Source organism: Agromyces bauzanensis, assembly GCF_014645655.1.
Lineage (GTDB): Bacteria > Actinomycetota > Actinomycetes > Actinomycetales > Microbacteriaceae > Agromyces > Agromyces bauzanensis.
The window spans coordinates 197,525-219,962 of record NZ_BMMD01000003.1; the positions used below are offsets into that span (position 1 = coordinate 197,525).

Sequence of the window (22,438 nt, forward strand, 5' to 3'; positions counted from 1 at the left end):
ACCCAACTGGACGGCGGTCGGCTCGGGAGCGCGGCTGGCCGTTCGGGCAAGGACTTGGGCGAGGCTGGGCATGAAGGACTCCTGGGTGCGGGGGCGATCAGTCGAGGCCGCGGGAATGGACCGGAGTCCCGACACCAGCGGCAGGCAGGCTCAGTACGGCAGCGATGGGGATGTCGAGCGAACGGCCCAAGGACACCCAATGGGCGGCGGACTCGGTGGCGAAGCGGGCGACCAGCTCGTCACGCGTGCCCCCGACGGCGTCAGCGAGGCGCTCGGCAAAGTGCGGCTCGATCGCCGCGACGGCGACGTGCCCGTCGTTCGTCGCGTAGATGCCGTAGGTGGGCAGGCCCCCACCGAGGACGTCACCGGGACCTGTCAGGCCGTGGCGCACCGCGGCCGATGCGTGGAAGGCCACGTCGTCGAGCACGACCCGCTCGCGGATGGCCGTCTGCCCGGACGTCCGCCGCCGCAGCCCGGCAAGCGTCGCGGTCACCGCCCGCTCCGCTCCCAGGACGTCAACCACCGGCACGAGCGGCATCGTGGGCGGCACGAGCGTACCCCGTGCCGCCTGATAGGTCAGATCATGGCCAGCCTCGTCCGAGCGCTCCTCGTCGTAGCCGACGATCTCGACCAGGACGAGACCATGACGCTCGACGCTCTCCAAGAGCCCGAGCCGCGCCAGCGCCGAGGGCCGCGTCGCCGTCACCAGCACGTCGGCGCCGGCAAGCTGCCCCTCCAGCGCCGATCGGCCGACTGGTTCCTTCAGGTCGAGCGTGACGACCTCCTGGCCGACAACGAGCTCGGCGTACCAGCTTGGCGCCGCTCCTTGGAGCGGGTCTCCTGACGGTGGCTCGACCTTGGTCACCGACGCGCCCATCGAGGCAAGTCGGGCGGCTGCCAAGGGCCCCGGAAGGTTCACGGCCAAGGAAACGACCTTTACCCCCGCGAGCGCCTCTGCAACCGACGTCCTTGACACGTGCTGCTCCTTTGCGATCACCAAGTCTGTACAACTGTACAGTAACTGATACGAATCGTGCAATAGCTAGGATCGAAGGAATCACGCAGCGGAACACAGACAGGGACCGAGGGGACATGGCCCGACGACTGCCCGGAGCGGGACCGCCCGCCAACGACCTCACCGGCAAGGCCCGGATCCGGAACGCCGCGCTGGACCTGTTCGCCGAGCAGGGAGTCGACGCCACCTCGTTGCGCGCGATCGCCTCAGCGGCAGGCGTGACGGTCGGACTGATCGTCCACCACTACGGGACAAAGGAGGTGCTGCGCGAAGCCGTCGAACTCGCGATCGTCGATCGGTTCTCCGAGACGATCGCGTCCGTTCCGCTAGGCAGCCGTCCGGTCGACCAGATCGCAGCCGCGCGGGATGAGGCTGTCGCCGAAATGCTGTCCACGAATCGGGCGATCGTCGACTACCTGCGGCGAGCCCTGCTTGATGGCAGCGCCGAGCGAGGCGACCTGGTGAGCCGGCTCAGCCAGCTTTCGGCACAGCAGGTCCACGACCTCCGGGCGGCCGGCGTCGCCTCGACGAAGCACACCGTCGGCGATCAGGTCGTCACCATCATGGTGCGCCAACTCGGACGCCTCTTCCTGCAGCCGCTTGTCGACCGAATCTCCAGGGAATTCGACGACGACATGGGCCCATCGAGGACGCCCCCCCAACTCATTGTGGACGTGAGCCACTGATCCCTCACGCCGGCACGTGCGGTCGAACGTGACCCAGCGCGAGATGCGGGTCGTCGCCAGCCAGGCCCGAGTCGGTGATGTGCGACGGGATTCATCGAGGAGCTCGCACGATCGTCGCGTCCACGCTCGCAGCCCAGTCCACATCACCGGCGGCGTCGGCTCCGGCGATCAGCTGCGCCGGCGCACGATCCCAGGTCCCATCGCCGGCCCGGCATACGGCGATGTCGCTTCCACACCGTCTGCCACGGCCCGAACAGCTCCCGCGGCAGATCACGCCACGCGATCCTGGTCCGGGACCGGTAGATGATGCCGTCCACGACCCGACGGTCCTCCCGGAACGGATGCCCACGACGCCCAGCGTTCGAGGGCAGCAACGGCTCCAACCGAGCCCACTGCTCGTCAGCCTTGAGGATCATCGTGTCCGGCGCGACGCCGGAGGAAATCACCTCCCGGTCGTGCCAGACTCGATGGCATGAGTATCTGGTTCGGCGAGCCCTCCGTCGAGTGGGCGAACTCCCGCTGCGACGGCACCGCGATCCGCGCGCTCGGCATCGAGATGACCGAGTTGACGGATGATTCACTCAGGGGCCGCATGCCCGTCGACGAGCGCACGCGCCAGCCCGGCGGCTTGCTGCACGGCGGGGCATCCGTGCTCCTCGCCGAGACCCTCGCGAGCTGGGGGGCGAGCTTCACCGTCGACCCCGAAGCCAATTACTGCGTGGGCATGGAGATCAACGCCAACCACCTGCGGCCGGTGGCCGAGGGCTGGGTCTACGGCGAGGCGCGCCCGATCACCCGCGGGCGCACGACGCAGGTGTGGGACGTCCGCATCACCGACGAACAGGGCCGGCTCGTGTGCGTCTCGCGTTGCACCATGGCCGTGCTCGCAAAGCCGTCGGAGTACTGACGACACCTGCCGCGCGCGTATCGTGGGGCCGTGAAGCCGTTCGTCCTCCTCGCCACACGTGCCGAGGAGGTACCCGCGGAAGAAGAGTACGCCCTCTTCCTGCGGCATACCGGGCTCGACGAGCGCGACCTCGTCCGGGTGCGGCTCGAGGCGGGACCCATGCCGCGGCTCGACCTCGACGCGTTGTCGGGCATCTTCGTCGGCGGCGGCCCGTTCAACGCCTCCGACCCGGCCGAGCGGAAGTCGCCCGTCCAGCACCGGGTCGAGGCTGAATTCGCGGCACTCCTCGATGAGGTCGTCGCCCGGGACTTCCCGTTCCTCGGCGCCTGCTACGGCGTCGGGACCCTCGGCGTGCACCAGGGCGCGACGATCGATCACACCTATGCGGAGCCGATCGGCGTCGTACCGGTCACCCTGACCGACGCTGGGGTATCCGATCCCCTGCTCGCAGGGATGCCGCCGACCTTCGAGACGTTCGTCGGGCACAAGGAGGCCATCCATTCCCTGCCCTCTTCGGCGACCCTGCTCGGATCGTCGCCGACATGCCCGGTGCAGATGTTCCGGGTGCGGTCGAACGTCTACGCGACGCAGTTCCACCCCGAGCTCGACCTCGACCTCGACGGCATCGTCGTGCGCATCCATGCGTACGCCGGCCACGGCTACTTCGCCGCCGACGAGCTCGAGCTCACCCTCGCATCGGTGCGGCGCGCGGAGGTGTCACACCCGAGCCGCATGCTCCGCACCTTCGTGGAGTTGCACGCCCGGTAAGGCCCGCGGTCATGGCGTGAAGACCTCGGCGAGCCGCGGCCACGCCTCGGCGCGCACGTAGACCGGCACGCGGTCGAGCATCCACTGCAACGGATGCGTCCACGCCGTCTCGAGGCCCGGGTGATCGAAGTGCACCGGCCGCATGAGCGGCGCCGACGTGCGGACGCTCTCGGAGGCCTCCTCGGCGAGGTAGGGCACCAGCCGCTCGCGCAGCTTCGCGAAGTCGCGGAACACGGGCACCACACGATCGTCGCCGGTCTGCTCGGCGATGTTCCAAGGCGTGCGGTCGCGCGATGGCCTGCGGTGATGGTCGAACTCGGAGTGGTACTGCATGATCGGCACGAAGGTCGATGCCGCGGTCGCACGGAGGTACAGCTCCGCGGTCGGATTCGCCGTCCTCGGCGTCGCCCTGCTGGCCGCCTTCGTCGTGGTCGAGCGCCGCTCGGCGCAACCGCTCGTTCGACTCGGGCTCGTGCGCTCGCGACCGGTCGCGACCGGCTCCCTGCTCATGCTCGTCGCGACGGGTCTCCTCGTCGGCGGCCTGTTCATGGTTCTCCTTCGAGCTGCAGGGCGTTGCCGGGTGGTCGCCGATCACGGCCGGCTCGTCGGAGGCGATCGCGATCATCGGCATGACGGTGGGCGCGCTCGGACTCGGCGGCGCCTTCGTGTGCGCGAGCACCACGGCACTGGGCGGCGTCGACCACGCCGAGGCGGGCGCGGCATCTGGCCTGCTGAACTCGTTCCATGAGCTCGGCAGCGCCGTCGGCGTCGCCGGTCTCGGCGGGCGTCGCTGCCGTCGCGGCGGTCCTCGCCGTGGCGCTCATCGCGCCCGGCGTGCCGCGCACGACCGGCCAGTTCGTGCACTGAATCCGGCATCGGGTGGCCGTCGGCCACGGGGCATCCGCTCACGTGCGCATCGACGGCCACTGAGGCGGCTCACACGCGCGCATGTGGGAGGATGGATCGTCCAGCTCGGACGCATCACCCACACCCGAGGAGCCATTGCTCGCATGTGCGGCATCGTCGGCATCGTCTCCACCGAGCCCGTCAATCAGCAGATCTACGACAGCCTGCTCCTCCTGCAGCACCGAGGCCAGGACTCCACGGGCATCGCGACCGCCGACGGACCCGTGTTCCACATGGCCAAGGCGCGCGGGCAGGTGCGCGAGGCGTTCCGCACGCGCGACATGCGATCGCTCCTCGGCAACCTGGGGCTCGGCCACGTGCGCTACACCACGAAGGGCGCGGCCGAGCGCGAGGAGGAGGCGCAGCCGTTCTACGTGAACGCGCCGTACGGCATCATCCTCGTGCACAACGGCAACCTCACGAACACGCGCGAGCTCTCGGGCGACCTGTTCTCGATCGACCGTCGCCACGTGAACTCCACGAGCGACACCGAGATGCTCCTCAACGTGCTCGCCACCGAGCTGCAGGGGCAGATCAAGGGCCTCGAGCTCGACCCCGACCAGGTGTTCCGCGCCGTCGAGCTGGTGCACGAGCGCGTCGAAGGCTCGTATGCGGTCATCGCGATGATCGCCGGCTACGGCCTGCTCGCGTTCCGCGACCCGTTCGGCATCCGTCCGCTGATCCTCGGTCGCCGCGCCACCGAGGCCGGCAAGGACGAGTGGATCGTGGCATCCGAATCGCTCGTGCTCGAGAACGGCGACTACGAGGTCGTGCGCGACGTCGAACCCGGCGAGGCGATCTTCATCTCGCTCGACGGCGAGATGGTGTCGAGGCAGTGCGCGCCGAACCCTCGTCTCGTGCCGTGCTCGTTCGAGTACGTCTACCTCGCCCGGCCCGACTCGATCATGAACGGCATCTCGGTGTACGAGGCGCGCCTGCGCATGGGGAACCGCCTCGCGACGACGATCGAGACGCACATGGACAAGGGCGACATCGACGTCGTCATGCCCATTCCCGACTCGTCGCGGCCCGCCGCGATGCAGGTGGCGCAGAAGCTCGGCATCGAGTACCGCGAGGGCTTCTACAAGAACCGCTACGTCGGCCGCACGTTCATCATGCCCGGGCAGGCGCAGCGGCGCCGCTCGGTGCGCCAGAAGCTCAACGCCATGGGCATGGAGTTCAAGGGCAAGAACGTCCTCATCGTCGACGACTCGATCGTGCGCGGCACGACCTCGAAGGAGATCGTCGAGATGGCGCGCGCCGCCGGCGCCAACGAGGTCACCTTCACGTCGGCCGCTCCCCCGGTGCGCTACCCGCACGTGTACGGCATCAACATGCCGAGCCGCCAGGAGCTCATCGCGCACGGACGCAGGATCCCCGAGATCGCCCGCGAGCTCGACGCCGACCACATGATCTACCAGGAGGTCGCCGACCTGCAGGCGGCGATCACGCAGGGCACGTCGATCGAGCAGCTCGACATGTCGTGCTTCACGGGCGACTACGTCACGGGCACCGTCACCGAGGAGTACCTCGAGTGGGTGGAGCAGACGCAGCTGAGCTGAGCGGATGCCGCGGCCCGGCGTTCGCGGCGGCTGTTCCTCGCCGTGGTGCAACGAGTTCGAGCCGCCGTCGCGACGACCGGCCGCCATCGCCAGGCGGATGCCGCGCGGCCGCCGCATCGTCGGCGGCCTGCGCCAGACTGGCGTGATGGGATTCACACGCCGCGGCACCGTCCGCACGCCCGTGCTCGAGATCGCGTACGAGGAGGCGGGTCCGGCCGGCGCACCCGTGGCCGTGCTCTCGCACGGGTTCCCCTACGACGTGCGCGCGTTCGACGAGGTCGCGGGGTTCCTCGCGGCATCCGGTGTGCGCGTGATTGCGCCTTACCTGCGCGGCTACGGCCCGACACGGTTCGCGGATGCCGCGACCCCGCGCTCGGGCGAGCAGGGCGCGCTCACGCAGGATCTCCTCGACCTCCTCGACGCGCTCGACATCGACCGCGCCGTCGTCGGCGGCTACGACTGGGGCGGACGCGCGGCGTGCATCGTCGCGGCCCTGCATCCCGAACGGGTCGCCGGTCTCGTCACGGTCGGCGGCTACAACATCTTCGATCCGGCGCTCGCGCAGGAGCCGACGCGTCCCGAGTGGGAGCGCACGTACTGGTACAAGTACTACTTCCACTCCGAGGCCGGACGGCGAGGCCTCGAGCGCTACCGCCACGAGCTCTGCGAACTGCTGTGGACCACGTGGTCTCCCGAGTGGACGGATGCCGCGACCGCCTACCGTGCGAGCGCGCCGAGCCTCGAGAACCCCGACTTCGTCGACGTCGTCATCCACTCGTACCGGCACCGCTCGGGGCTCGTCGCCGGCGATCCGCGGTATGCCGCGATCGAGGCGGCCATGTACGCCCAGCCGCCCATCACGGTGCCCACCGTGGTGCTCGAATCGGGCGCCGACGGTCTCGGCGGCCCGAGTGCCGCGGAGGATCGCGAGCACTTCACCGGGCCCTACACGTTCCGGGAGCTCCCGGGCATCGGGCATGACCCGCCGCAGGAGGCGCCGCGTGAGTTCGCCGACGCGGTGCTGAGCCTCATCTGACGGGCGGATGCCGCGGTGCCGCCGTCGCGGCGGCCGTTCCTCGCCGGGGCGCACCGAGTTCGGGCCGCCACGATCGGCCGCCCGCGGCGGGTGACGTGACGCCGGCTCAGTCGTCGATGAAGTGGGTGGACTCGTGCTCGGCGATGGCGGCGGTCGAGCGCCGCGCCAATGCCCGGTCGATGATGAGTGCCACGATGGCGCCCAGCCCAGCACCGATGACACCGCAGAAGAGCAGCAGGAAGCCGAAGACCTGGCCCTTGTCGAATTGGACGAGCTGCCCCTCGATGGGCTGTCCTGAGAACGCGAACGTCAGGATCAGCGCGACGACGGCGCCCACGAGCGCACCGAGGGTGATGAACCGGCCGTAGCGCGGGGAGCGCCGCACCATGACCGTGTCGCTGGTGACCTCGGATGCCACGGGATCCGCGGCGTCTCCACCGACTCCGGCCGGGAAGATCGGCTCGGGCGTCTCGGGGGAGTTCTGCATGTCGCTCACCCCTCCATTGTCCCGCACCGGCGAGGCGACGGCGTGCGCCCTCAGGGAATGCGCAGCACCGGCAGTTGCCCACCGAGGTCGGCACGCTGACCCGAGGCGTGCACGCGTCCGGATGCCCGCGCATCGGCCCACGACAGGTCGCCCACCGCCAGGGCGAGCCACGTCGCGGTATCCGTCTCGACGACGTTCGGCGGTGTGCCGCGCGTGTGCTTCGGGCCCTCGATGCACTGCACCGCCCCGTGCGGCGGCACGCGCACCTCGACGGTGCCGCCCGGGGCCTGCTCGGCGAGGAGCTGCAGCGTGTACCGCACCGCGAGGGCGAGGGTCGAACGGTCGACGGATGCCCCGAGTGCAGCGCCTGCGCCCTCGCCGCGGCGCGCGGCGATCGCCTGCACCGTGCTCACCGCTGCCCGCCCCAACGCGTCGTCGATCCGCACCCGTGCCATGCCTCCATCCTGCACCCACCGCGGCGGCCCGCACTGGCATCGGAATTCAGGAGGTCGGCGGTGGTCCCGGGTGGTCAGGAGTCGTTTCCGCGCCGAGACGACCACACTCGCTCGCGCTGATCCTGAATTCTGAACGGATGCGACGGGGTAGCCTGAACCGGTGAGAATCCTCGTCCTCGGCTCGGGCGCGCGCGAGCATGCCATCGTCCTCGCGCTCCTCGACGAGGAGGCCGGTCACGAGATCATCGCCGCCCCCGGCAACGCCGGCATCGCGGCATCCGCGACCTCGTCGGCGCGCGGCAGCGTGACCACGATCGCACTCGACCCGACCGACCCCGTGCTCGTCGCCGACTACGCGTTCGACAACGACATCGAGCTCGTCGTGATCGGCCCCGAGGCCCCGCTCGTGGCCGGCGTCGCCGATGCGCTGCGTCCCCGCGGCATCGCCGTGTTCGGGCCGGGCCGGGCCGCGGCCGCCCTCGAGGGCTCGAAGACCTTCGCCAAGCGCGTCATGGAGGCCGCGGGCGTGCCGACCGGCCGCGCGACGCTCGCCGACACCCTCGCCGAGGTCGAGGCGACGCTCGACGACTTCGGTGCGCCCTACGTCGTGAAGGCCGACGGGCTCGCCGCCGGCAAGGGCGTGCTCGTCACCAGCGACCGCGACGCCGCGCTCGCGCACGCCACCCACTACCTGCAGCAGGGGCCGGTGCTCGTCGAGGAGTTCCTCGACGGCCAGGAGGTCTCGCTGTTCCTGCTGTCCGACGGCACGCACGTGGTGCCGCTCTCGCCCGCGCAGGACTACAAGCGCCTGCTCGACGGCGACCGGGGGCCGAACACGGGCGGCATGGGGGCCTACTCGCCCCTGCCGTGGCTCGCCGACCGCTTCGGCAGCGAGGAGGCCTTCGACGATGAGGTCGTCGAGACCATCGCAAAGCCGACCGTGAAGCAGCTCGCCGAGGAGCAGACGCCGTTCATCGGGCTGCTCTACGCGGGCCTCATCCTGACCTCTCGCGGCATCCGCGTCATCGAGTTCAACGCGCGGTTCGGCGACCCTGAGACGCAGGTCGTGCTGCCCCGCCTCGAGACGCCGCTGTCGGGCCTGCTGTTCGCCGCGGCAACGGGCGGGCTCGGGCAGGTGCCGCGCCCGGTGTTCCGACCGGATGCCGCGGTCACGGTCGTGCTGGCGAGCGAGGGGTATCCCGAGGCCCCCGAGACGGGACGCGTGATCGAGGGCGTCGACGCCGCGGCATCCGTGCCCGGAGTGCACCTCGCGCACGCCGCGACCGCCATCGGCGCCGCGTCGGGGCCCGGCGGGACCGCGCCGCTCGTCGCGACCGGCGGACGCGTGCTCAACGTCGTCGCGCTCGGCTCCGACTTCGCCGAGGCCCGGCGACGCGCGTACGAGGCCATCGGCCGCATTCGCCTCGAGGGCGGGCAGTACCGAACCGACATCGCCGCGCGCGTCGCGGAGTGAGGGGAACCCGCGCATGAGCGACGCGAGAGAGCTGTCCGGCTGGACGCACGTGTACTCGGGCAAGGTGCGCGACCTGTACGTGCCCGCGACGACGCCCGACGATGACGACGACTGGACCGGCGATCCGCTGCGCCGCTCACGCGTCGTGCTGGTGGTCGCGAGCGATCGGGTGAGCGCGTTCGACCGCGTGCTCGAGCCGGCGATCCCCGGCAAGGGCGCCGTGCTCACGAAGCTCACGCGGTGGTGGCTCGACCAGCTGCCCGAGGTGCCCAACCATCTCGCCTACGCCGAGGACGACCGGCTGGCCGGCCTACCCGACGTCCCGGCCGGCGTGGTCGAACGCGCGATGCTGTGCCGAACGCTCGACATGTTCCCCATCGAGTGCGTCGTGCGCGGCTACCTCGCGGGCGGGGGTTGGAAGGAGTACCAGGCCACGGGCGCCATCGGCGGCATCCCGCTGCCCGAGGGCCTCTCGAACGGCGACCGGCTGCCCGAGCCCGTGTACACGCCCGCGTGGAAGGCGCCGCTCGGCGAGCACGACGAGAACATCTCGTACGAGCGCACCATCGAGCTCGTCGGCGAGACCGTCGCGGAGCAGCTGCGGGCGTTGTCGCTCGACATCTTCACGCACGCCTCCGAGGTCGCCGAGAGCCGCGGCGTGATCCTCGCCGACACGAAGTTCGAGTTCGGCGCCGACCGTGACACGGGCATCGTCACGCTCGCCGACGAGGTGCTCACGAGCGACTCGAGCCGGTACTGGGACGCCGAGGCGTACCTCACGGGCGCCACTCCCGAGCTGCGCATGGCGAGCTTCGACAAGCAGATCGTGCGCGACTGGCTGGCCGCGAACTGGGATCAGGACGAGGTCGAGGAGCCGCCGACGCTGCCTCACGAGATCGTCGAGCGCACCGCCGAGCGGTACCGCGCCCTGTTCGAGCGGTTGACCCTCGGCCTCTGAGCGGCGCGGCGAGCTCAGCCGGCCGCTCGGATGGCCTCCGCGTAGGCCACGTACCCGGCCGGGTTCGGGTGGTACGCCTCATCGTTCCCCGGCGCGATGATCCACGGGTCGACCCGGCACCGATGCCGTGGCCGGCGAACACCGTCTCCACGGCGACATGGACGAATCCCGATCCGGCCGCGGCGACGGATGCCTCGATCGTGTCGTTCAGCAGCTGGACGCCCTGGTTGGCCGCCGCCAGCCTCGGATCGGTCGACGGCTCGAAGAGCAGCGGATGCGGCGGACCATACTCTCCGATTGGCCATGCCACCACCCCTTTCGGAATGCCCGGTGGGATCGATGGGTTATCATTAGTTGTGACTACAACCAATGGTGTGCCGTCGACCGGCCTCCTCGCCGCCGACACCGGCATGGGCGCCGTGACGCTGAAGGTCGGCGACCTCGACGCGATGATCCGTTACTACCGCGACGGCGTGACCCTCGAGCTGCTCGGCCACGACGGCCCGGTCGCCGTGCTCGGACGCGGCACGACGCCCATCGTCATCCTCGAGTTCGCCCCCGAGCTGAGGCACGCCGGTCCCCGCAGCGCGGGCCTGTTCCATACCGCGATCCTCTTCGACTCGCGCGAGGCGCTCGCCGCCGCCGTCTACTCGGTGGCGCTCAAGTACCCGGGCACCTTCACGGGCAGCTCCGACCACCTCGTGAGCGAGGCGTTCTACTTCAGCGACCCCGAGGGCAACGGCGTCGAGCTCTACGTCGACCGCGACCGCTCGCAGTGGAGCTGGACGCACGGCCAGATCGAGATGGCCACGATGTTCCTCGACCCGAATCGCTACCTCACCGAGCACCTGACACAGCTCGCAGCGGATGCCGCGACGGCGGGCACGGGGCTCGGTGACGCGATCGTCGGCCACGTGCACCTGTCCGTGGGCGACATCCCGAGCGCCCGCGAGTTCTACGTGGACCGCCTCGGCTTCGAGACGACCACGATGTACGGCAGCCAGGCGCTCTTCGTGTCGGCCGGCGGCTACCACCACCACATGGCCATGAACACGTGGAACAGCGCCGGCGCGGGTCGGCGCGGCCCGGCGCTCGGCCTCGGCAAGGTCGAGATCGTCGTGCCCGGCGCCGACGACCTCGGCGACCTCGGCGAGCGGATGTCGCACTACGGCGTCGCGACGCGGGACGACGGGCGCACCCTCGCGTTCGACGACCCGTGGGCGAACCTCATCGAGGTGCGCGCGGCCGACTGATCGCAGCGCCCCCCGGCGACGCCGGTCGTCAGTCGCCGGCGGTGCGGGGTCCCTTGCGGTGCGACATGTCGTGGAACGTCTCGAAATCGAGCCCGACGCCGGGCAGCGGCGTCAGGTCGGGACGCGCGCGCAGCCCGTCGAGCACGACCGCGAGCTGGCGTCGCCAGTACGGCAGGTAGGTGCCGCCGTACTGGCCGAGCGAGCCCAGCATGTCGACGAGCACGCTGAGGTCCACCGCCGTCACGTCGGCGCGAAGCGATCCCTCGGCCTGGGCGCGTGCGACGAGCCCGTCGACCGGCTCGGCGAACTCGGCGCCGGGCCGGTAGCCGGGATCGATCTCGGCCATGCGACGCATGACCGCGGGCACGTAGGGCGCGTTCGCGAGCCACGCCGCAAGCCGTTCCACGTAGAGTTCGACGGATCGCCAGGCGGTCTCGGCGGCGAGGATCCCGTCCGCGAGCTCGCGCAGCTCGCCGACCCCGATGTCGTAGAGTTCGCGGACCAGCGCGTCGCGGTTCGGGAAGTGTCGGTACACGGTGCCAGCGCCGACACCGGCCCGCGTCGCCAGCTCATCGAGCGGAGCGTCGATTCCGCGCTCGGCGAACAGCACCCTCGCCTCGGCGAGGAGTCGCTCGTGGTTCCGCCGAGCATCACGCCGCGGCGAAGCGGCCGGGTTCACGTGTTCACCATAGCCGGTTCGTCGGGTATCATTCGGAGTGTTGCCTCCGTTTCCTCGGAGCGGCAGGTGACCGACCCCCTCGGGGGAGGGGTTTCAGTGCGGCAGGCGGCGACCGGTCCGACCGGCGGGGGACCCGCCCGCCGCGCCTGCATCAAGGCGAGGCATCCGCCGCACCCACGGTGCGTGATCGCGGCGCGCGGCTAGGCTGAACGCGTGGCCGACACCGATGAGCACGAGCGCCCCGTCGCCGAGAACACGCGCCGGATCGAGGCATCCGTCGTCACCGACTTCAGCAACCGGATGAGCTACGGCGGCTACCTCGACCTCGACACGCTGCTCTCGGCGCAACGGCCCATCTCGCGGCCCGAGCATCACGACGAGCTGCTGTTCATCATCCAGCACCAGACCACCGAGCTGTGGCTGAAGCTCGTGCTGCACGAGCTCGAGACGGCGCGCGACCTCCTGCGTGCCGACGAACTCGCACCGGCGCTGAAGTGCATCGCGCGGGTGAAGCACATCCAGAAGACGCTCACCGAGCAGTGGTCGGTGCTGGCGACCCTCACCCCCACCGAGTACGCGCAGTTCCGCGGCGTGCTCGGCAACGCGAGCGGGTTCCAGTCGTACCAGTACCGCGCCGTCGAGTTCGTGCTCGGCAACAAGAACGCGAAGATGATGCGGATCTTCGAGTCGGATGCCGCAGCCACCGCCATCCTCCGGCACGCGCTCGAATCGCCGAGCGTCTACGACGAGTTCCTCCGGCTCCTCGCTCGAGCCGGCTACCCGATCCCGAGCGAGGTGCTCGAACGCGACGTGACCCTGGCCTGGACGTTCCGGCCCGAGCTCGTGCCCGTGTTCACCAAGATCTACCAGCACACCGACGAGCACTGGGCCGCCTACGAGACCTGCGAGGAGCTCGTCGACCTCGAGGACAACTTCCAGCTCTGGCGCTTCCGGCACCTGAAGACCGTCGAGCGCATCATCGGCATGAAGACCGGCACGGGCGGGTCGAGCGGAGCGACGTTCCTGAAGCGAGCACTCGAGCTCACCTTCTTCCCCGAGCTCTACGCCGTGCGCACCGAGATCCCGGGATGACGGATGCGGCACGCTGACGAACCCGCCGCCCGCCACCGCGCCACGCTCGACCTCGGCCCGCTCGCCGAACCCGTGCGCCGGTCGATGAACGGCGAGCACGCCGGTGACGCCGGCACGATGCTGCCGCCGCTCGTCGACCACCACGTGCACCTCATGATCACCGGCATCCACGCGCTGGCCGACTCCGCGCTCGCCGGCGCCGTGGACCTCGGGGCACCGCTCGACCTCCTCACGGAACGGCGCTCCCACGACGGGCTGCCGCACGTGGAGTTCGCGGGTACCTTCCTCACGGCGCCCGGCGGGTACCCGGTCGGACGACCATGGGCTGCGCCCGGCTGCGCTCGCGAGGTTCCCGCAGCCACGGGCGACGGTCGCGGGTCGCTGCCCGGCCCCGCGGAGACGGCCGTGTCGGAGCAGCAGGCGTTCGGGGCATCCCTCATCAAGGTCGCGCTGGACGCCGCCGCCGGACCGGTGTTCGACCGGTCGACGCTCGACGCCGTGGTCGCCGCGGCGCACGGGCGCGGCCTGCCCGTCGTCGCGCATGTCGAAGGCGACGGGATGACGCGGCTCGCGATCGAGGCCGGTGTCGACGCGCTCGCGCACACGCCGTTCACCGAACGCGTCGACGACGACCTCGTCGCGCGTGCCGCGGTCGACGGGCAACGCTGGATCTCGACGCTCTTCGTCGCGGGCCATGGCGAGCCGACGCCCGAACGCGACCTCGCGATCGACAACCTGCGCCGGTTCCGCGCCGCCGGCGGCCGAGTGCTCTACGGCACCGACCTCGGCAACGGCGACCAGCCGCTCGGGGTCAACCCCGCCGAGGTCGGCCTGCTCACGGAGGCCGGCCTCGGGGCATCCCACGTCCTCGCCGCGATCTGCGACCCGTGGCCGCTCGACGAGCGCGACGACGCCGTCGCGACGTTCGTGCCCGGCCCACCGCCCACGACCCTCGACGGACTCCCCGACTGGCTCGCCTCGGCGTGCCTCGTGCCGGCCGAAGAACTGGAGGCCCTGTGACCCTCGACCCGCACCTCGCCTACGCCCGCCGGATGGACCGCGCCGACGGGCTCGCGCATTACCGCAAGCGATTCGCGGGCGCAGACACCGACCTCGTCTACTTCGACGGGAACTCGCTCGGCCGCCCGCCCCTGTCGGCGATCGAGCGCATGGAACGGTTCCTGCGCGAGGAGTGGGGAGGACGCCTCATCCGCGGCTGGCACGAGTCGTGGATGCAGCTGCCGTTCGAGATCGGCGACCTCATCGGCCGGGCCGTCATCGAAGCCAAGCCCGGACAGACGGTGGTCGGCGACTCCACCACCGTGCTCCTGTACAAGCTCGCTCGCGCGGCGGTCGATGCGCAGCTGGTGCGAGACCCGGGGCGTCGTGAGATCGTCGTCGACAGCGACAACTTCCCGACCGACCGCTACGTGCTCGAGGGAATCGCCCGGGAGCGCGACCTGCGCCTGCGGTGGATCCAGGTCGACACCGCCTCGGGCGTGACGAGCGAGCACCTCGCCGAGGCGGCCGGGCCCGAGACGGCGCTCGTCGTCATCAGCCACGTCGCCTACCGTTCCGGCTACCTCGCCGAGGCGCAGGAGCTCACCCGCATCGCCCACGACGCGGGTGCCCTGATCCTCTGGGACCTCTGCCACTCTGCGGGCTCGGTGCCCGTGAAGGCCGACCTCTGGGGCTTCGACCTGGCCGTCGGGTGCACCTACAAGTACCTCAACGGCGGCCCGGGGTCACCAGCATTCGCGTACGTGCGCGACGACCTGCAGGAGGTGCTCGCGCAGCCGATCCAGGGCTGGATGGGTGTGGCGGACGTGTTCGCGATGGGGCCCGAGTACGTTCCCGCCCGCGGCATCCGTCGCTTCCTCAGCGGCACGCCGCCCATCGTCGGCATGCTGGCGATGCACGAGACGCTCGCGATGATCGAGGAGGTCGGCATGCCCGCCATCCGCGATAAGTCCGTGGCCCTCACGGAGTTCGCGATCTCGGTCGCCGAGGAGTGGCTCGCGCCGCTCGGCGTGTCGCTCGGGTCGCCGCTCGACCCCGCCGACCGCGGCGGTCACGTGACGCTCCGGCACCCGGCCATGCGCGAGGTCACGGCGCGGCTCTGGCAGCAGGACGTGATTCCCGACTACCGCGACCCGGGCGGCCTGCGCATCGGGCTCTCGCCGCTCTCGACGAGCTTCGAGGAGGTCCACCGCGGACTCGCGGCCGCGCGGGACACCCTGCGGACCGTGCTGACCGAGCGGGCCGGGCTGGCGTAGGTGCAGTGCCCCCATCCGAGAATCGAGACGATGCCATCCGCACCGTTCGAGCCGGCGCTCGGTGCGGATGGCCTCAACTCGCGCCCCCGCGCCAGCATCGTCGGAAACTACCAGCCCGAGGGCCCACTGGCAATCCGGCCGTCGGTTCGGGCGGCATCCGGGCTGCGCGCGTACGATGACCGAATCGTACGAGGAAGGGTGGAACCATGACCGACACGGACCGCACCATCGAGGACGCGACCCGAGCCGCACGCGAGGCCGCCGACCGGGTCACCAGCGCGACCACTGAGACGGCCGAGAACATCTCCGACATCGTGAGCGGCACCGCCGCCGAGACGGCCGACACCGTGACGGACGGCGCCGCCGAGGCGAAGGAAGCCGCGGCAGACGCCGTCGAGGACATGCGCGCCGCGGCCGCCGAAGCCATGGACAAGATGACGACCCAGGCCAAGGAGGCGTTCGAGAACGCCAGGGAGGCGGCGGATGACGGCGTCACGTATGTGAAGGCGAAGTACCGCGAGAACCCCACGCTCGTGATCGCGGTCGGCGCGGCCGCCCTCGTGGGCGTGGCCGCCGTCCTGAAGTCGCTCTTCGGGCGTCGCGGCTGACGCGGAGTTCGATGGTCGAGTAGCACCGAAGGCGCGTACCGACGCCTCGCCCTCCTCGGGGCCTGCCTGCACTACGCTGGCGTCCTGCCGTGATCGGCCGAACGGGAAGGGGCGCAGATGTCGGATGCCGCAGCCACGCGCCCAGCGGGCCTTCGGCCATGGTCGATGGTGCTCGGGCTCGGGTTCGTGAGCCTCGCGATCGACATGGTCTCCGACGGCGCGATCTCGGTCGGCGGCGCCCTGCTCGAGCAACTCGGAGCCTCCGCGGCGCTCGTCGGCGCCGTCACCGGCGCCGCCACCGCGATCGCCCTCGTGCTGCGCCTGGTGACCGGACCGTGGGCCGACCGCACCGGCGCATACTGGGGGTTCACGATCACGGGCTATGCGCTGAGTGCCGTGAGCGTGCCGCTCCTCGCGCTCACGCCGTTGCTCGGCGCGGCGTCGCTGGCCACCGCGAGCGGCCTGCTGCTCGCCGAGCGCACCGGGAAGGCCGTGCGGGGCCCCGCGAAGACCGTGCTGCTCGCCGATGCCGCCGGCGCGGTGGGCCGCGGCCGGGGCTTCGGCGTGCACAAGCTCCTCGACCAGGTCGGGGCGTTCGCCGGGCCGCTGCTGGTCGCCGCCATCGCCGCGGCGACCGGCGCGCTGTGGCCCGCGTTCCTCGCGCTCGCCGTTCCCGCGGCGATCGCCATGGTGCTGCTTTTCTGGCTCCGGGCGAGGGTCCCGGACCCGAGTGTGTATCGCGGGGCCGGATCCGCGGGGGCAGAGCCGGCCGCGGCAGCTCCCGCACCGACCGAGCCCGCGGCGGCGGCGACTCCTGCGCCGACACGGATGTCCCTCGCCGCCCGCCTCGCGGGGCTGTCCGCGATTCCCGCCCGCGTGCGCACCACGTTCCTGCTCTTCGCGACCTTCGCCGCACTCACGACCTTCGGGTTGCTGAGCTTCGGCGTGATGTCGTACCACCTCGTCGCCGCCGACCTCGCGCCGATCGCCGGCGTGCCGCTCGTGTACGCCGCCGGCATGGCGGCGGCCGCGATCGGGGCGCTCGCGACCGGGTGGACCTACGACCGTGTCGGACCGGGAGTGCTCCTGGCCGTGCCCCTCCTGACGGCGTTCGTGCCCGGCTTCACGCTCGGCGGCACGATCGCCATCGTCGTCGTCGGCGTCGTGATCTGGGGGCTGGCGACGGGCGTGCAGGACTCCACCGTCAAGGCACTCGTGGCCGACCTCGTCCCCGCCGAGCAGCGCGGCTCCGCCTACGGCTGGTTCGCCGTGTTCCAGGGTCTCGGAGCCCTCGCCGGGGCGACCATCGCCGGGGCCCTCTACGAGCAGGTGCCGACGCTCATCGTGCTCGTGGTCGTGCTGCAGGTCGCGGCATCCGTGCTCCTCATCGTGGTGCTGCGTCGGCACCGCAGCGAGCGGCCTGTGCCGGCCGCATAGCTCGACCTGGGCGTCACGCGAGCGCGGCGATGCGGCCGAACTCCTCGCCGAGGGCCCCGGCGAACACATCCGCCGACACGGCGTCGGCATCGCAGTGCACGGCGCAGCCGAGCACTCCGTCGTAGGAGAGCGCGGCGATCCCGAGACGCACGTTTCCCTGGATCGCGGCGAGCGGCCAGGCGCGCTCGAGCGGTGCTCCGGCCAGGGCGAGCGGATGCCGCGGCCCCGGCACGTTGGTCACGAACATGACGATCAGGCGCTGGTACCGCACCAACCGCTTGAACAGGCGGGTGCCGAACCGCGACCTGGTGAGTTCGTACGAGCCGCGCGCGCGGGCGTCGTCCTTGCGCAAGCGGGTCAGCTCCGCGACCCGGCGCAGTCGGCGTTCCGCGTCGGTCTCGCCCGTGGGCAGCGGCACGAGCATCACCCCGACCGCGTTGCCCGACCCGCCGCGTCGATTGATCGCGACCGGAACGCTCACAGGCAGCGCGGGCGGCACCGGCTCGCCGCAGGCCCGAAGGGTCGCCTCGGCGGCCGCGACCACCGCCGAGAGCAGCGCGTCATTGACGGTCGCGCCCACGGCGGCCGCACCCGCGGCGATCCCGTCGAGCGGCGCGTCGACGAATGCGACGCCCCGGCGCGGGCCGATCCTCCCGAGCAGCACCGTGCGTGGCACCTCCCGGCGGAATACGGCGACCGTCCGCTCCCAGCCGGAGGCGAGCGTCCGCGGGCGGGTCCGGAGGCCGCGTTGCGCCGGGGGCGTGGTCGGTTCGCGAACGGATGCCGCGGCGGCATCCGTCATCGTCGGCGCCTCGTCGCCGCGCAGCAGGTGCTCGACGAGCCGCACGGCGGCCAGCCCGTCGGCCACGGCGTGGTGGATGCGGAGCACGAAGCCCACGCGCGCGGGCGCCACGCCGGGCACGAGGAGCACCTCCCAGAGCGGCCGGTCGAGCGGGAGCGGCGTGACCGTCAGACGAGCGCACAGCGCCTCGAGCCCGGCGCGGCCGTCGACCGGCTCCAGGAGCCGCACGTGGTGGTCAAGGTCAGGCTCCGTCGCCTCCCATGCGAGCGCACGGCCGTCGCGCACGACGCGCTGCGAGAAGCGCGGCAGCGCCGCGAGTCGTTCGGCCAACGCCGAACGCAACGCGGCCAGGTCGACGCCACCGTGGGGGCCGACCGGTCCGCCGGGCGCGAGCACGCCGGCCATCAGGAACGCGTTCACCTGATCGGGCGCGTCGAGCACGATGTTCGACGCGTCGGCCGCCGAGAGCCGTTCGCGCTCACCCGCTGGGGCCGCCACGATCGGCAGTCTACGGCGGACGACGACCGGCCGACGGGTGCCCGATAGAATCGAGGCATCCACCCCCTCGTCACCGGACGGAGAACCTCGGTGCCCACCATCGTCGTCGACGTGATGCCCAAGGCCGAACTGCTCGACCCCCAGGGGAAGGCCGTCGCCGGCGCCCTCGCCCGCACGGGACACACCGGCTTCACCGGCGTGCGCATCGGCAAGCGCTTCGAGCTCACCGTCGACGGCCCGGTCGACGACGAGCTGCGCGCCGGCGTGAAGCAGATCGCCGAGGAGATCCTCTCCAACTCGGTCACCGAGGACATCGTCGGCATCCACTACGTGGAGTCGAACGTCGAGCTCGCCGAGGAATCGCTCGAAGCGGCCGCCGAGCATCCCGACGAGGGCTACGTCGCGCCAGCCGGCGAGACGCACTGAGGCGGGCCTACATGCGCATCGGCGTCATCACCTTCCCCGGCTCGCTCGACGACCGCGACGCACGGCGCGCGGTGCGGCTCGCGGGCGCAGAGCCGGTGGCCCTCTGGCACGGCTCGCACGACCTCGACGGCGTCGACGCGCTCATCCTGCCCGGCGGGTTCAGCTACGGCGACTACCTGCGCTGCGGCGCCATCGCGTCGCTCAGCCCCATCATGAGCGAGGTGACGGATGCCGCGAACAAGGGCATGCCCGTGCTCGGCATCTGCAACGGCTTCCAGATGCTCACCGAGGCGCACCTGCTCGAGGGCGGCCTCATCCGCAACGACCACGGCTCGTTCATCTGCCGCGACCAGGTGCTGCGCGTCGAGAACGCCTCGACCGACTGGACGAGCGGCTTCGAGCCCGGCCGGGAGATCACGATCCCGCTGAAGAACGGCGAGGGCGGGTTCATCGCGTCGGAGGAGACCCTCGACCGGCTCGAGGGCGAAGGGCGTGTTGTGTTCCGGTACGTCGACGTGAATCCCAATGGGTCGTTGCGCGACATCGCCGGCATCACGAACGAGCGCGGCAACGTCGTCGGCCTCATGCCGCATCCCGAGCACGCCGTCGAGCCCGGCTTCGGCCCCGACACCGCCGCGGCCATGCGCTCGGGCGTCGACGGACTCGGGTTCTTCACGAGCGTCGTGCGGCGCGGGCTCGTCGAGGCATAGCGCACCCTCGACTCCTCCTCCACACCGCAACGGATGCCACGACCGTCCGCGGCCCCGGATCCACCCGGTCCCGGCCCGGGGTCTCTGGCATTCTCATGCGCAGGCCGCGAAGACGGAGAGGTGTTCGAGGTGACCGAAGCCCGGGTGTGGACGACGATCGGCGTGTTCACGGCGCTCATGCTCGGCACGCTCACGATCATCGCGACGCTGTTCGTGCGAGTGCTCCGCGCCGAGCGTGCCAGGGCGGCACGGCTGCAACCTGGGGCGGGCGAGCACCCGACCCCTTCGAGGAGGCCGGGCGCCCGCGACATCCACCCGACTGCTACGCGGCGGATACCTCGGTGCCGACCTGCGCGCGAAGGGCCGCGCCGAGCTCGGCGTCGACGTTCGTCCAGTACCGGAAGAACCGCTCGCGGATCTCGTCGACCGTGATGGCGTTGCCCTGGCCGGTGAGCGTTGCGAGGAAGCGCGCCCTCGCCTCGGCCGTGAACACCTCGCGGTAGAGGGTGCCGGCCTGGCCGAAGTCGTCGTCCTCGGCATGCAGCGTGGCCGCGGCACGCGTGAGCGCACCGTCGGACTCCCAGCCGCCCTCGCCGGCGCGAGCCGGGTCGGCGACGGGCCCGCCGAACGAGTTCGGCGCGTACACCGGCACGTCGGGGTGGTTGAAGCCGTGCCGCTGGGCGCCGTCCTGGGAGTAATTGTGCACGGATGCCGCGTGCGGCGCGTTCACGGGGAGCTGGTTGTAGTTCGTGCCGACGCGGTAGCGCTGCGCGTCGGGGTAGCTGAACACGCGGGCCATGAGCATCTTGTCGGGGCTGATGTCGATGCCCGGCACGAGGTTCGCAGGCGAGAACGCGGCCTGCTCGATCTCGGCGAAGAAGTTCCGCGGGTTGCGGTTGAGTGTGTAGTGGCCGACCTTGATGCGGGGGTAGTCCTTCTTCGACCAGGTCTTGGTGAGGTCGAAGGGGTTGAAGCGGTAGGCCTTCGCCTCCTCGTACGGCATGACCTGCACGTACACGTCCCACGTCGGGAATTCGCCGCGCTCGATGGCCTCGTACAGGTCGCGGCGGTAGTGGTCGGCGTCGGCGCCGGCGATCGCCTCGGCCTGGTCGGCGCCGAGGTGCAGGTCGCCCTGGCGGGAGAGGAAGTGGTACTGCACCCAGAACCGTTCGCCGGGGGCGTTGATCCACTGGTACGTGTGCGAGCCGTAGCCGTTCATCGTGCGCCACGACTGCGGGAGGCCACGGTCACCCATGAGGTAGGTCACCTGGTGCGCCGACTCGGGCGAGAGCGTCCAGAAGTCCCACTGCATGTCGGCGTCGCGCAGGCCCGGACCGGGCAGGCGCTTCTGCGAGTGGATGAAGTCGGGGAACTTGATGGCGTCGCGGATGAAGAACACCGGGGTGTTGTTGCCGACGATGTCGTGGTTGCCCTCGGTCGTGTAGAACTTCAGCGCGTAGCCGCGCACGTCGCGCCAGGTGTCGGGCGACCCCTGCTCACCGGCGACCGATGAGAAGCGCAGCAGCATCTCGCTCGTCGCGCCCGGCTGGAACACCGCCGCACGCGTGCACCGCGACACGTCCTCGGTCACGACGAACTCGCCGAACGCGCCGCCGCCCTTGGCATGCACGATGCGCTCGGGAATGCGCTCGCGGTTGAACTGGGCGAGCTTCTCGACGAGGTAGCGGTCGTGCAGCACGGTGGCGCCGTCGACGCCCGCGGTGAGGGAGTGCGCGTCGCTGGCGACCGGTGCCCCGGTCTGCGTGGTCGTGTAGTCCGTCATGACTTCCTCTTCTCTCGTGGCCCGGGGTTTCCGGGCACGTCGGGGGCCCGGAGCGACGGTGATCCGGGTCGTGTCTTCAGGGGCGAGTGGATGCCGTGGCTAGGTCGGCTCGGCGACGGCCGCCGCTGCCGCTGCGCACGCGGGGCACCGCCCCCAGAACGTCACCTCAGCCTCGGCGACCTGGAAGCCGTGGGTGCTGCTCGGCGTCAGGCACGCGCTCTCGCCGACCACGCAGTCCACGTCCTCCACGCGCCCGCAATCGCGGCACACGAGGTGGTGGTGGTTGTCGCCGACGCGCCGCTCGTAGAGCGCCGGGGATCCGGCGGGTTCGATGCGGCGCACGAGGCCGGCGTCGGCGAACGCGCCGAGCACCCCGTAGACGGCCTGCAGCGACGTGGTAGGCAGTTCGGCCTGCACCGCGCGGAACACCGTGTCTGCGTCGGCGTGCGGATGCTCGGCGAGCGCCAGCAGCGCCGCGAGGCGTGGAGCGGTGACCTTCAGGCCGACGTCGCGGAGCGTGTGCGCAAGCACGCCGTCGCCGTGCGGCGCGGTCGCGCTCGCGGTGACATCCGAGGTGCTCATGTCCCAACCGTAGCGGTTGTTTTGAATCAGTCAAAACA

At 71.1% G+C, this 22,438-nt stretch carries 23 protein-coding genes and 2 pseudogenes; 16 read left to right on the forward strand and 9 right to left on the reverse strand.

Annotation, left to right across the window (positions count from 1 at the left end):
* Positions 1-97: 97 nt before the first annotated feature.
* The gene (locus tag IEX31_RS04790; RefSeq protein WP_308423475.1) at positions 98-997 is read right to left on the reverse strand and encodes a CoA transferase; all 900 of its coding nucleotides are present in this window, start codon (positions 995-997) and stop codon (positions 98-100) included.
* A 95-nt stretch (positions 998-1,092) separates the two neighbouring features.
* Here IEX31_RS04790 and IEX31_RS04795 point away from each other — a divergent pair, with 95 nt between their 5' ends.
* Positions 1,093-1,701, forward strand: coding sequence for a TetR/AcrR family transcriptional regulator (locus tag IEX31_RS04795; protein ID WP_188742294.1), 609 nt, complete (start codon positions 1,093-1,095; stop codon positions 1,699-1,701).
* A gap of 100 nt (positions 1,702-1,801) precedes the next feature.
* Here the strand turns inward: IEX31_RS04795 and IEX31_RS04800 are convergent.
* Positions 1,802-2,117: pseudogene (locus tag IEX31_RS04800) on the reverse strand (transposase); the annotation flags it as partial.
* Positions 2,118-2,173: 56 nt separating this feature from the next.
* Here IEX31_RS04800 and IEX31_RS04805 point away from each other — a divergent pair.
* Both IEX31_RS04805 and IEX31_RS04810 read left to right on the forward strand, forming a co-directional pair.
* Complete coding sequence (locus tag IEX31_RS04805; RefSeq protein ID WP_188742296.1) at positions 2,174-2,608, forward strand: hotdog fold thioesterase; 435 nt, start codon at positions 2,174-2,176, stop codon at positions 2,606-2,608.
* 30 nt (positions 2,609-2,638) lie between these two features.
* The gene (locus tag IEX31_RS04810) at positions 2,639-3,376 is read left to right on the forward strand and encodes a glutamine amidotransferase (RefSeq protein WP_188742297.1); all 738 of its coding nucleotides are present in this window, start codon (positions 2,639-2,641) and stop codon (positions 3,374-3,376) included.
* 9 nt (positions 3,377-3,385) lie between these two features.
* On the opposite strand, the gene IEX31_RS04815 is transcribed toward IEX31_RS04810, so the two are convergent.
* Complete coding sequence (locus IEX31_RS04815; protein ID WP_229662113.1) at positions 3,386-3,925, reverse strand: TIM-barrel domain-containing protein; 540 nt, start codon at positions 3,923-3,925, stop codon at positions 3,386-3,388.
* A 195-nt stretch (positions 3,926-4,120) separates the two neighbouring features.
* Here IEX31_RS04815 and IEX31_RS19230 point away from each other — a divergent pair, with 195 nt between their 5' ends.
* The 3 genes from IEX31_RS19230 to IEX31_RS04825 all read left to right on the forward strand — a co-directional run bounded on the left by IEX31_RS19230 (position 4,121) and on the right by IEX31_RS04825 (position 6,880).
* Complete coding sequence (locus tag IEX31_RS19230; protein ID WP_268236947.1) at positions 4,121-4,243, forward strand: hypothetical protein; 123 nt, start codon at positions 4,121-4,123, stop codon at positions 4,241-4,243.
* A 143-nt stretch (positions 4,244-4,386) separates the two neighbouring features.
* The gene (gene purF / locus IEX31_RS04820; RefSeq protein ID WP_188742298.1) at positions 4,387-5,844 is read left to right on the forward strand and encodes an amidophosphoribosyltransferase; all 1,458 of its coding nucleotides are present in this window, start codon (positions 4,387-4,389) and stop codon (positions 5,842-5,844) included.
* 145 nt (positions 5,845-5,989) lie between these two features.
* Positions 5,990-6,880, forward strand: a complete 891-nt coding sequence (locus IEX31_RS04825; RefSeq protein ID WP_188742299.1) for an alpha/beta fold hydrolase — start codon at positions 5,990-5,992, stop codon at positions 6,878-6,880.
* A 106-nt stretch (positions 6,881-6,986) separates the two neighbouring features.
* Here IEX31_RS04825 and IEX31_RS04830 read toward each other — a convergent pair whose 3' ends face one another.
* Both IEX31_RS04830 and IEX31_RS04835 read right to left on the reverse strand, forming a co-directional pair.
* Entirely contained in the window at positions 6,987-7,376 is a 390-nt protein-coding gene (locus IEX31_RS04830) for a potassium transporter Trk (RefSeq protein WP_373285499.1), read from the reverse strand.
* A 41-nt stretch (positions 7,377-7,417) separates the two neighbouring features.
* Positions 7,418-7,822, reverse strand: a complete 405-nt coding sequence (locus IEX31_RS04835) for a sterol carrier family protein (protein ID WP_188742300.1) — start codon at positions 7,820-7,822, stop codon at positions 7,418-7,420.
* 160 nt (positions 7,823-7,982) lie between these two features.
* Between IEX31_RS04835 and purD the strand changes: the two genes are divergently transcribed.
* The 3 genes from purD (at position 7,983) to IEX31_RS04850 (ending at position 11,507) form a co-directional block, all read left to right on the forward strand.
* A complete protein-coding gene (gene purD / locus IEX31_RS04840) occupies positions 7,983-9,296 on the forward strand; it encodes a phosphoribosylamine--glycine ligase (protein WP_188742301.1) in 1,314 nt (437 codons plus the stop codon).
* Between the two features lie 13 nt (positions 9,297-9,309).
* Positions 9,310-10,254: a phosphoribosylaminoimidazolesuccinocarboxamide synthase gene (locus IEX31_RS04845; RefSeq protein WP_188742302.1), complete on the forward strand. Its 945-nt coding sequence runs from the start codon at positions 9,310-9,312 to the stop codon at positions 10,252-10,254.
* A gap of 410 nt (positions 10,255-10,664) precedes the next feature.
* A complete protein-coding gene (locus IEX31_RS04850) occupies positions 10,665-11,507 on the forward strand; it encodes a VOC family protein (protein WP_188742339.1) in 843 nt (280 codons plus the stop codon).
* A gap of 28 nt (positions 11,508-11,535) precedes the next feature.
* On the opposite strand, the gene IEX31_RS04855 is transcribed toward IEX31_RS04850, so the two are convergent.
* Positions 11,536-12,186: a TetR/AcrR family transcriptional regulator gene (locus tag IEX31_RS04855; protein WP_188742303.1), complete on the reverse strand. Its 651-nt coding sequence runs from the start codon at positions 12,184-12,186 to the stop codon at positions 11,536-11,538.
* A 213-nt stretch (positions 12,187-12,399) separates the two neighbouring features.
* Between IEX31_RS04855 and kynA the strand changes: the two genes are divergently transcribed.
* The 5 genes from kynA (at position 12,400) to IEX31_RS04880 (ending at position 17,599) form a co-directional block, all read left to right on the forward strand.
* Positions 12,400-13,278 carry a tryptophan 2,3-dioxygenase gene (gene kynA / locus IEX31_RS04860; RefSeq protein ID WP_229662114.1) on the forward strand — a complete coding sequence of 293 codons (879 nt, stop codon included), beginning with the start codon at positions 12,400-12,402 and terminating at the stop codon, positions 13,276-13,278.
* 3 nt (positions 13,279-13,281) lie between these two features.
* Positions 13,282-14,298 carry an amidohydrolase family protein gene (locus IEX31_RS04865; RefSeq protein WP_188742304.1) on the forward strand — a complete coding sequence of 339 codons (1,017 nt, stop codon included), beginning with the start codon at positions 13,282-13,284 and terminating at the stop codon, positions 14,296-14,298.
* A gap of 32 nt (positions 14,299-14,330) precedes the next feature.
* Positions 14,331-15,554, forward strand: a complete 1,224-nt coding sequence (locus IEX31_RS04870) for a kynureninase (protein ID WP_188742341.1) — start codon at positions 14,331-14,333, stop codon at positions 15,552-15,554.
* A gap of 206 nt (positions 15,555-15,760) precedes the next feature.
* Entirely contained in the window at positions 15,761-16,162 is a 402-nt protein-coding gene (locus tag IEX31_RS04875) for a hypothetical protein (RefSeq protein ID WP_188742305.1), read from the forward strand.
* Positions 16,163-16,279: 117 nt separating this feature from the next.
* Positions 16,280-17,599 carry an MFS transporter gene (locus IEX31_RS04880; protein ID WP_188742306.1) on the forward strand — a complete coding sequence of 440 codons (1,320 nt, stop codon included), beginning with the start codon at positions 16,280-16,282 and terminating at the stop codon, positions 17,597-17,599.
* Between the two features lie 13 nt (positions 17,600-17,612).
* Here IEX31_RS04880 and IEX31_RS04885 read toward each other — a convergent pair whose 3' ends face one another.
* Positions 17,613-18,899, reverse strand: a complete 1,287-nt coding sequence (locus IEX31_RS04885) for a wax ester/triacylglycerol synthase domain-containing protein (RefSeq protein ID WP_188742307.1) — start codon at positions 18,897-18,899, stop codon at positions 17,613-17,615.
* 90 nt (positions 18,900-18,989) lie between these two features.
* On the opposite strand from IEX31_RS04885, the pseudogene purS reads away from it, so the two are divergent.
* Positions 18,990-19,235: pseudogene (purS, locus tag IEX31_RS04890) on the forward strand (phosphoribosylformylglycinamidine synthase subunit PurS); the annotation flags it as partial.
* Between the two features lie 101 nt (positions 19,236-19,336).
* Positions 19,337-20,035 carry a phosphoribosylformylglycinamidine synthase subunit PurQ gene (gene purQ / locus IEX31_RS04895; protein WP_188742309.1) on the forward strand — a complete coding sequence of 233 codons (699 nt, stop codon included), beginning with the start codon at positions 19,337-19,339 and terminating at the stop codon, positions 20,033-20,035.
* Between the two features lie 322 nt (positions 20,036-20,357).
* On the opposite strand, the gene IEX31_RS04900 is transcribed toward purQ, so the two are convergent.
* Positions 20,358-21,818, reverse strand: a complete 1,461-nt coding sequence (locus tag IEX31_RS04900) for a catalase (RefSeq protein WP_188742310.1) — start codon at positions 21,816-21,818, stop codon at positions 20,358-20,360.
* 99 nt (positions 21,819-21,917) lie between these two features.
* Positions 21,918-22,400 (reverse strand): Fur family transcriptional regulator, encoded by a 483-nt coding sequence (locus tag IEX31_RS04905; protein WP_188742311.1) that lies wholly within the window; start codon positions 22,398-22,400, stop codon positions 21,918-21,920.
* Positions 22,401-22,438 lie beyond the last annotated feature (38 nt).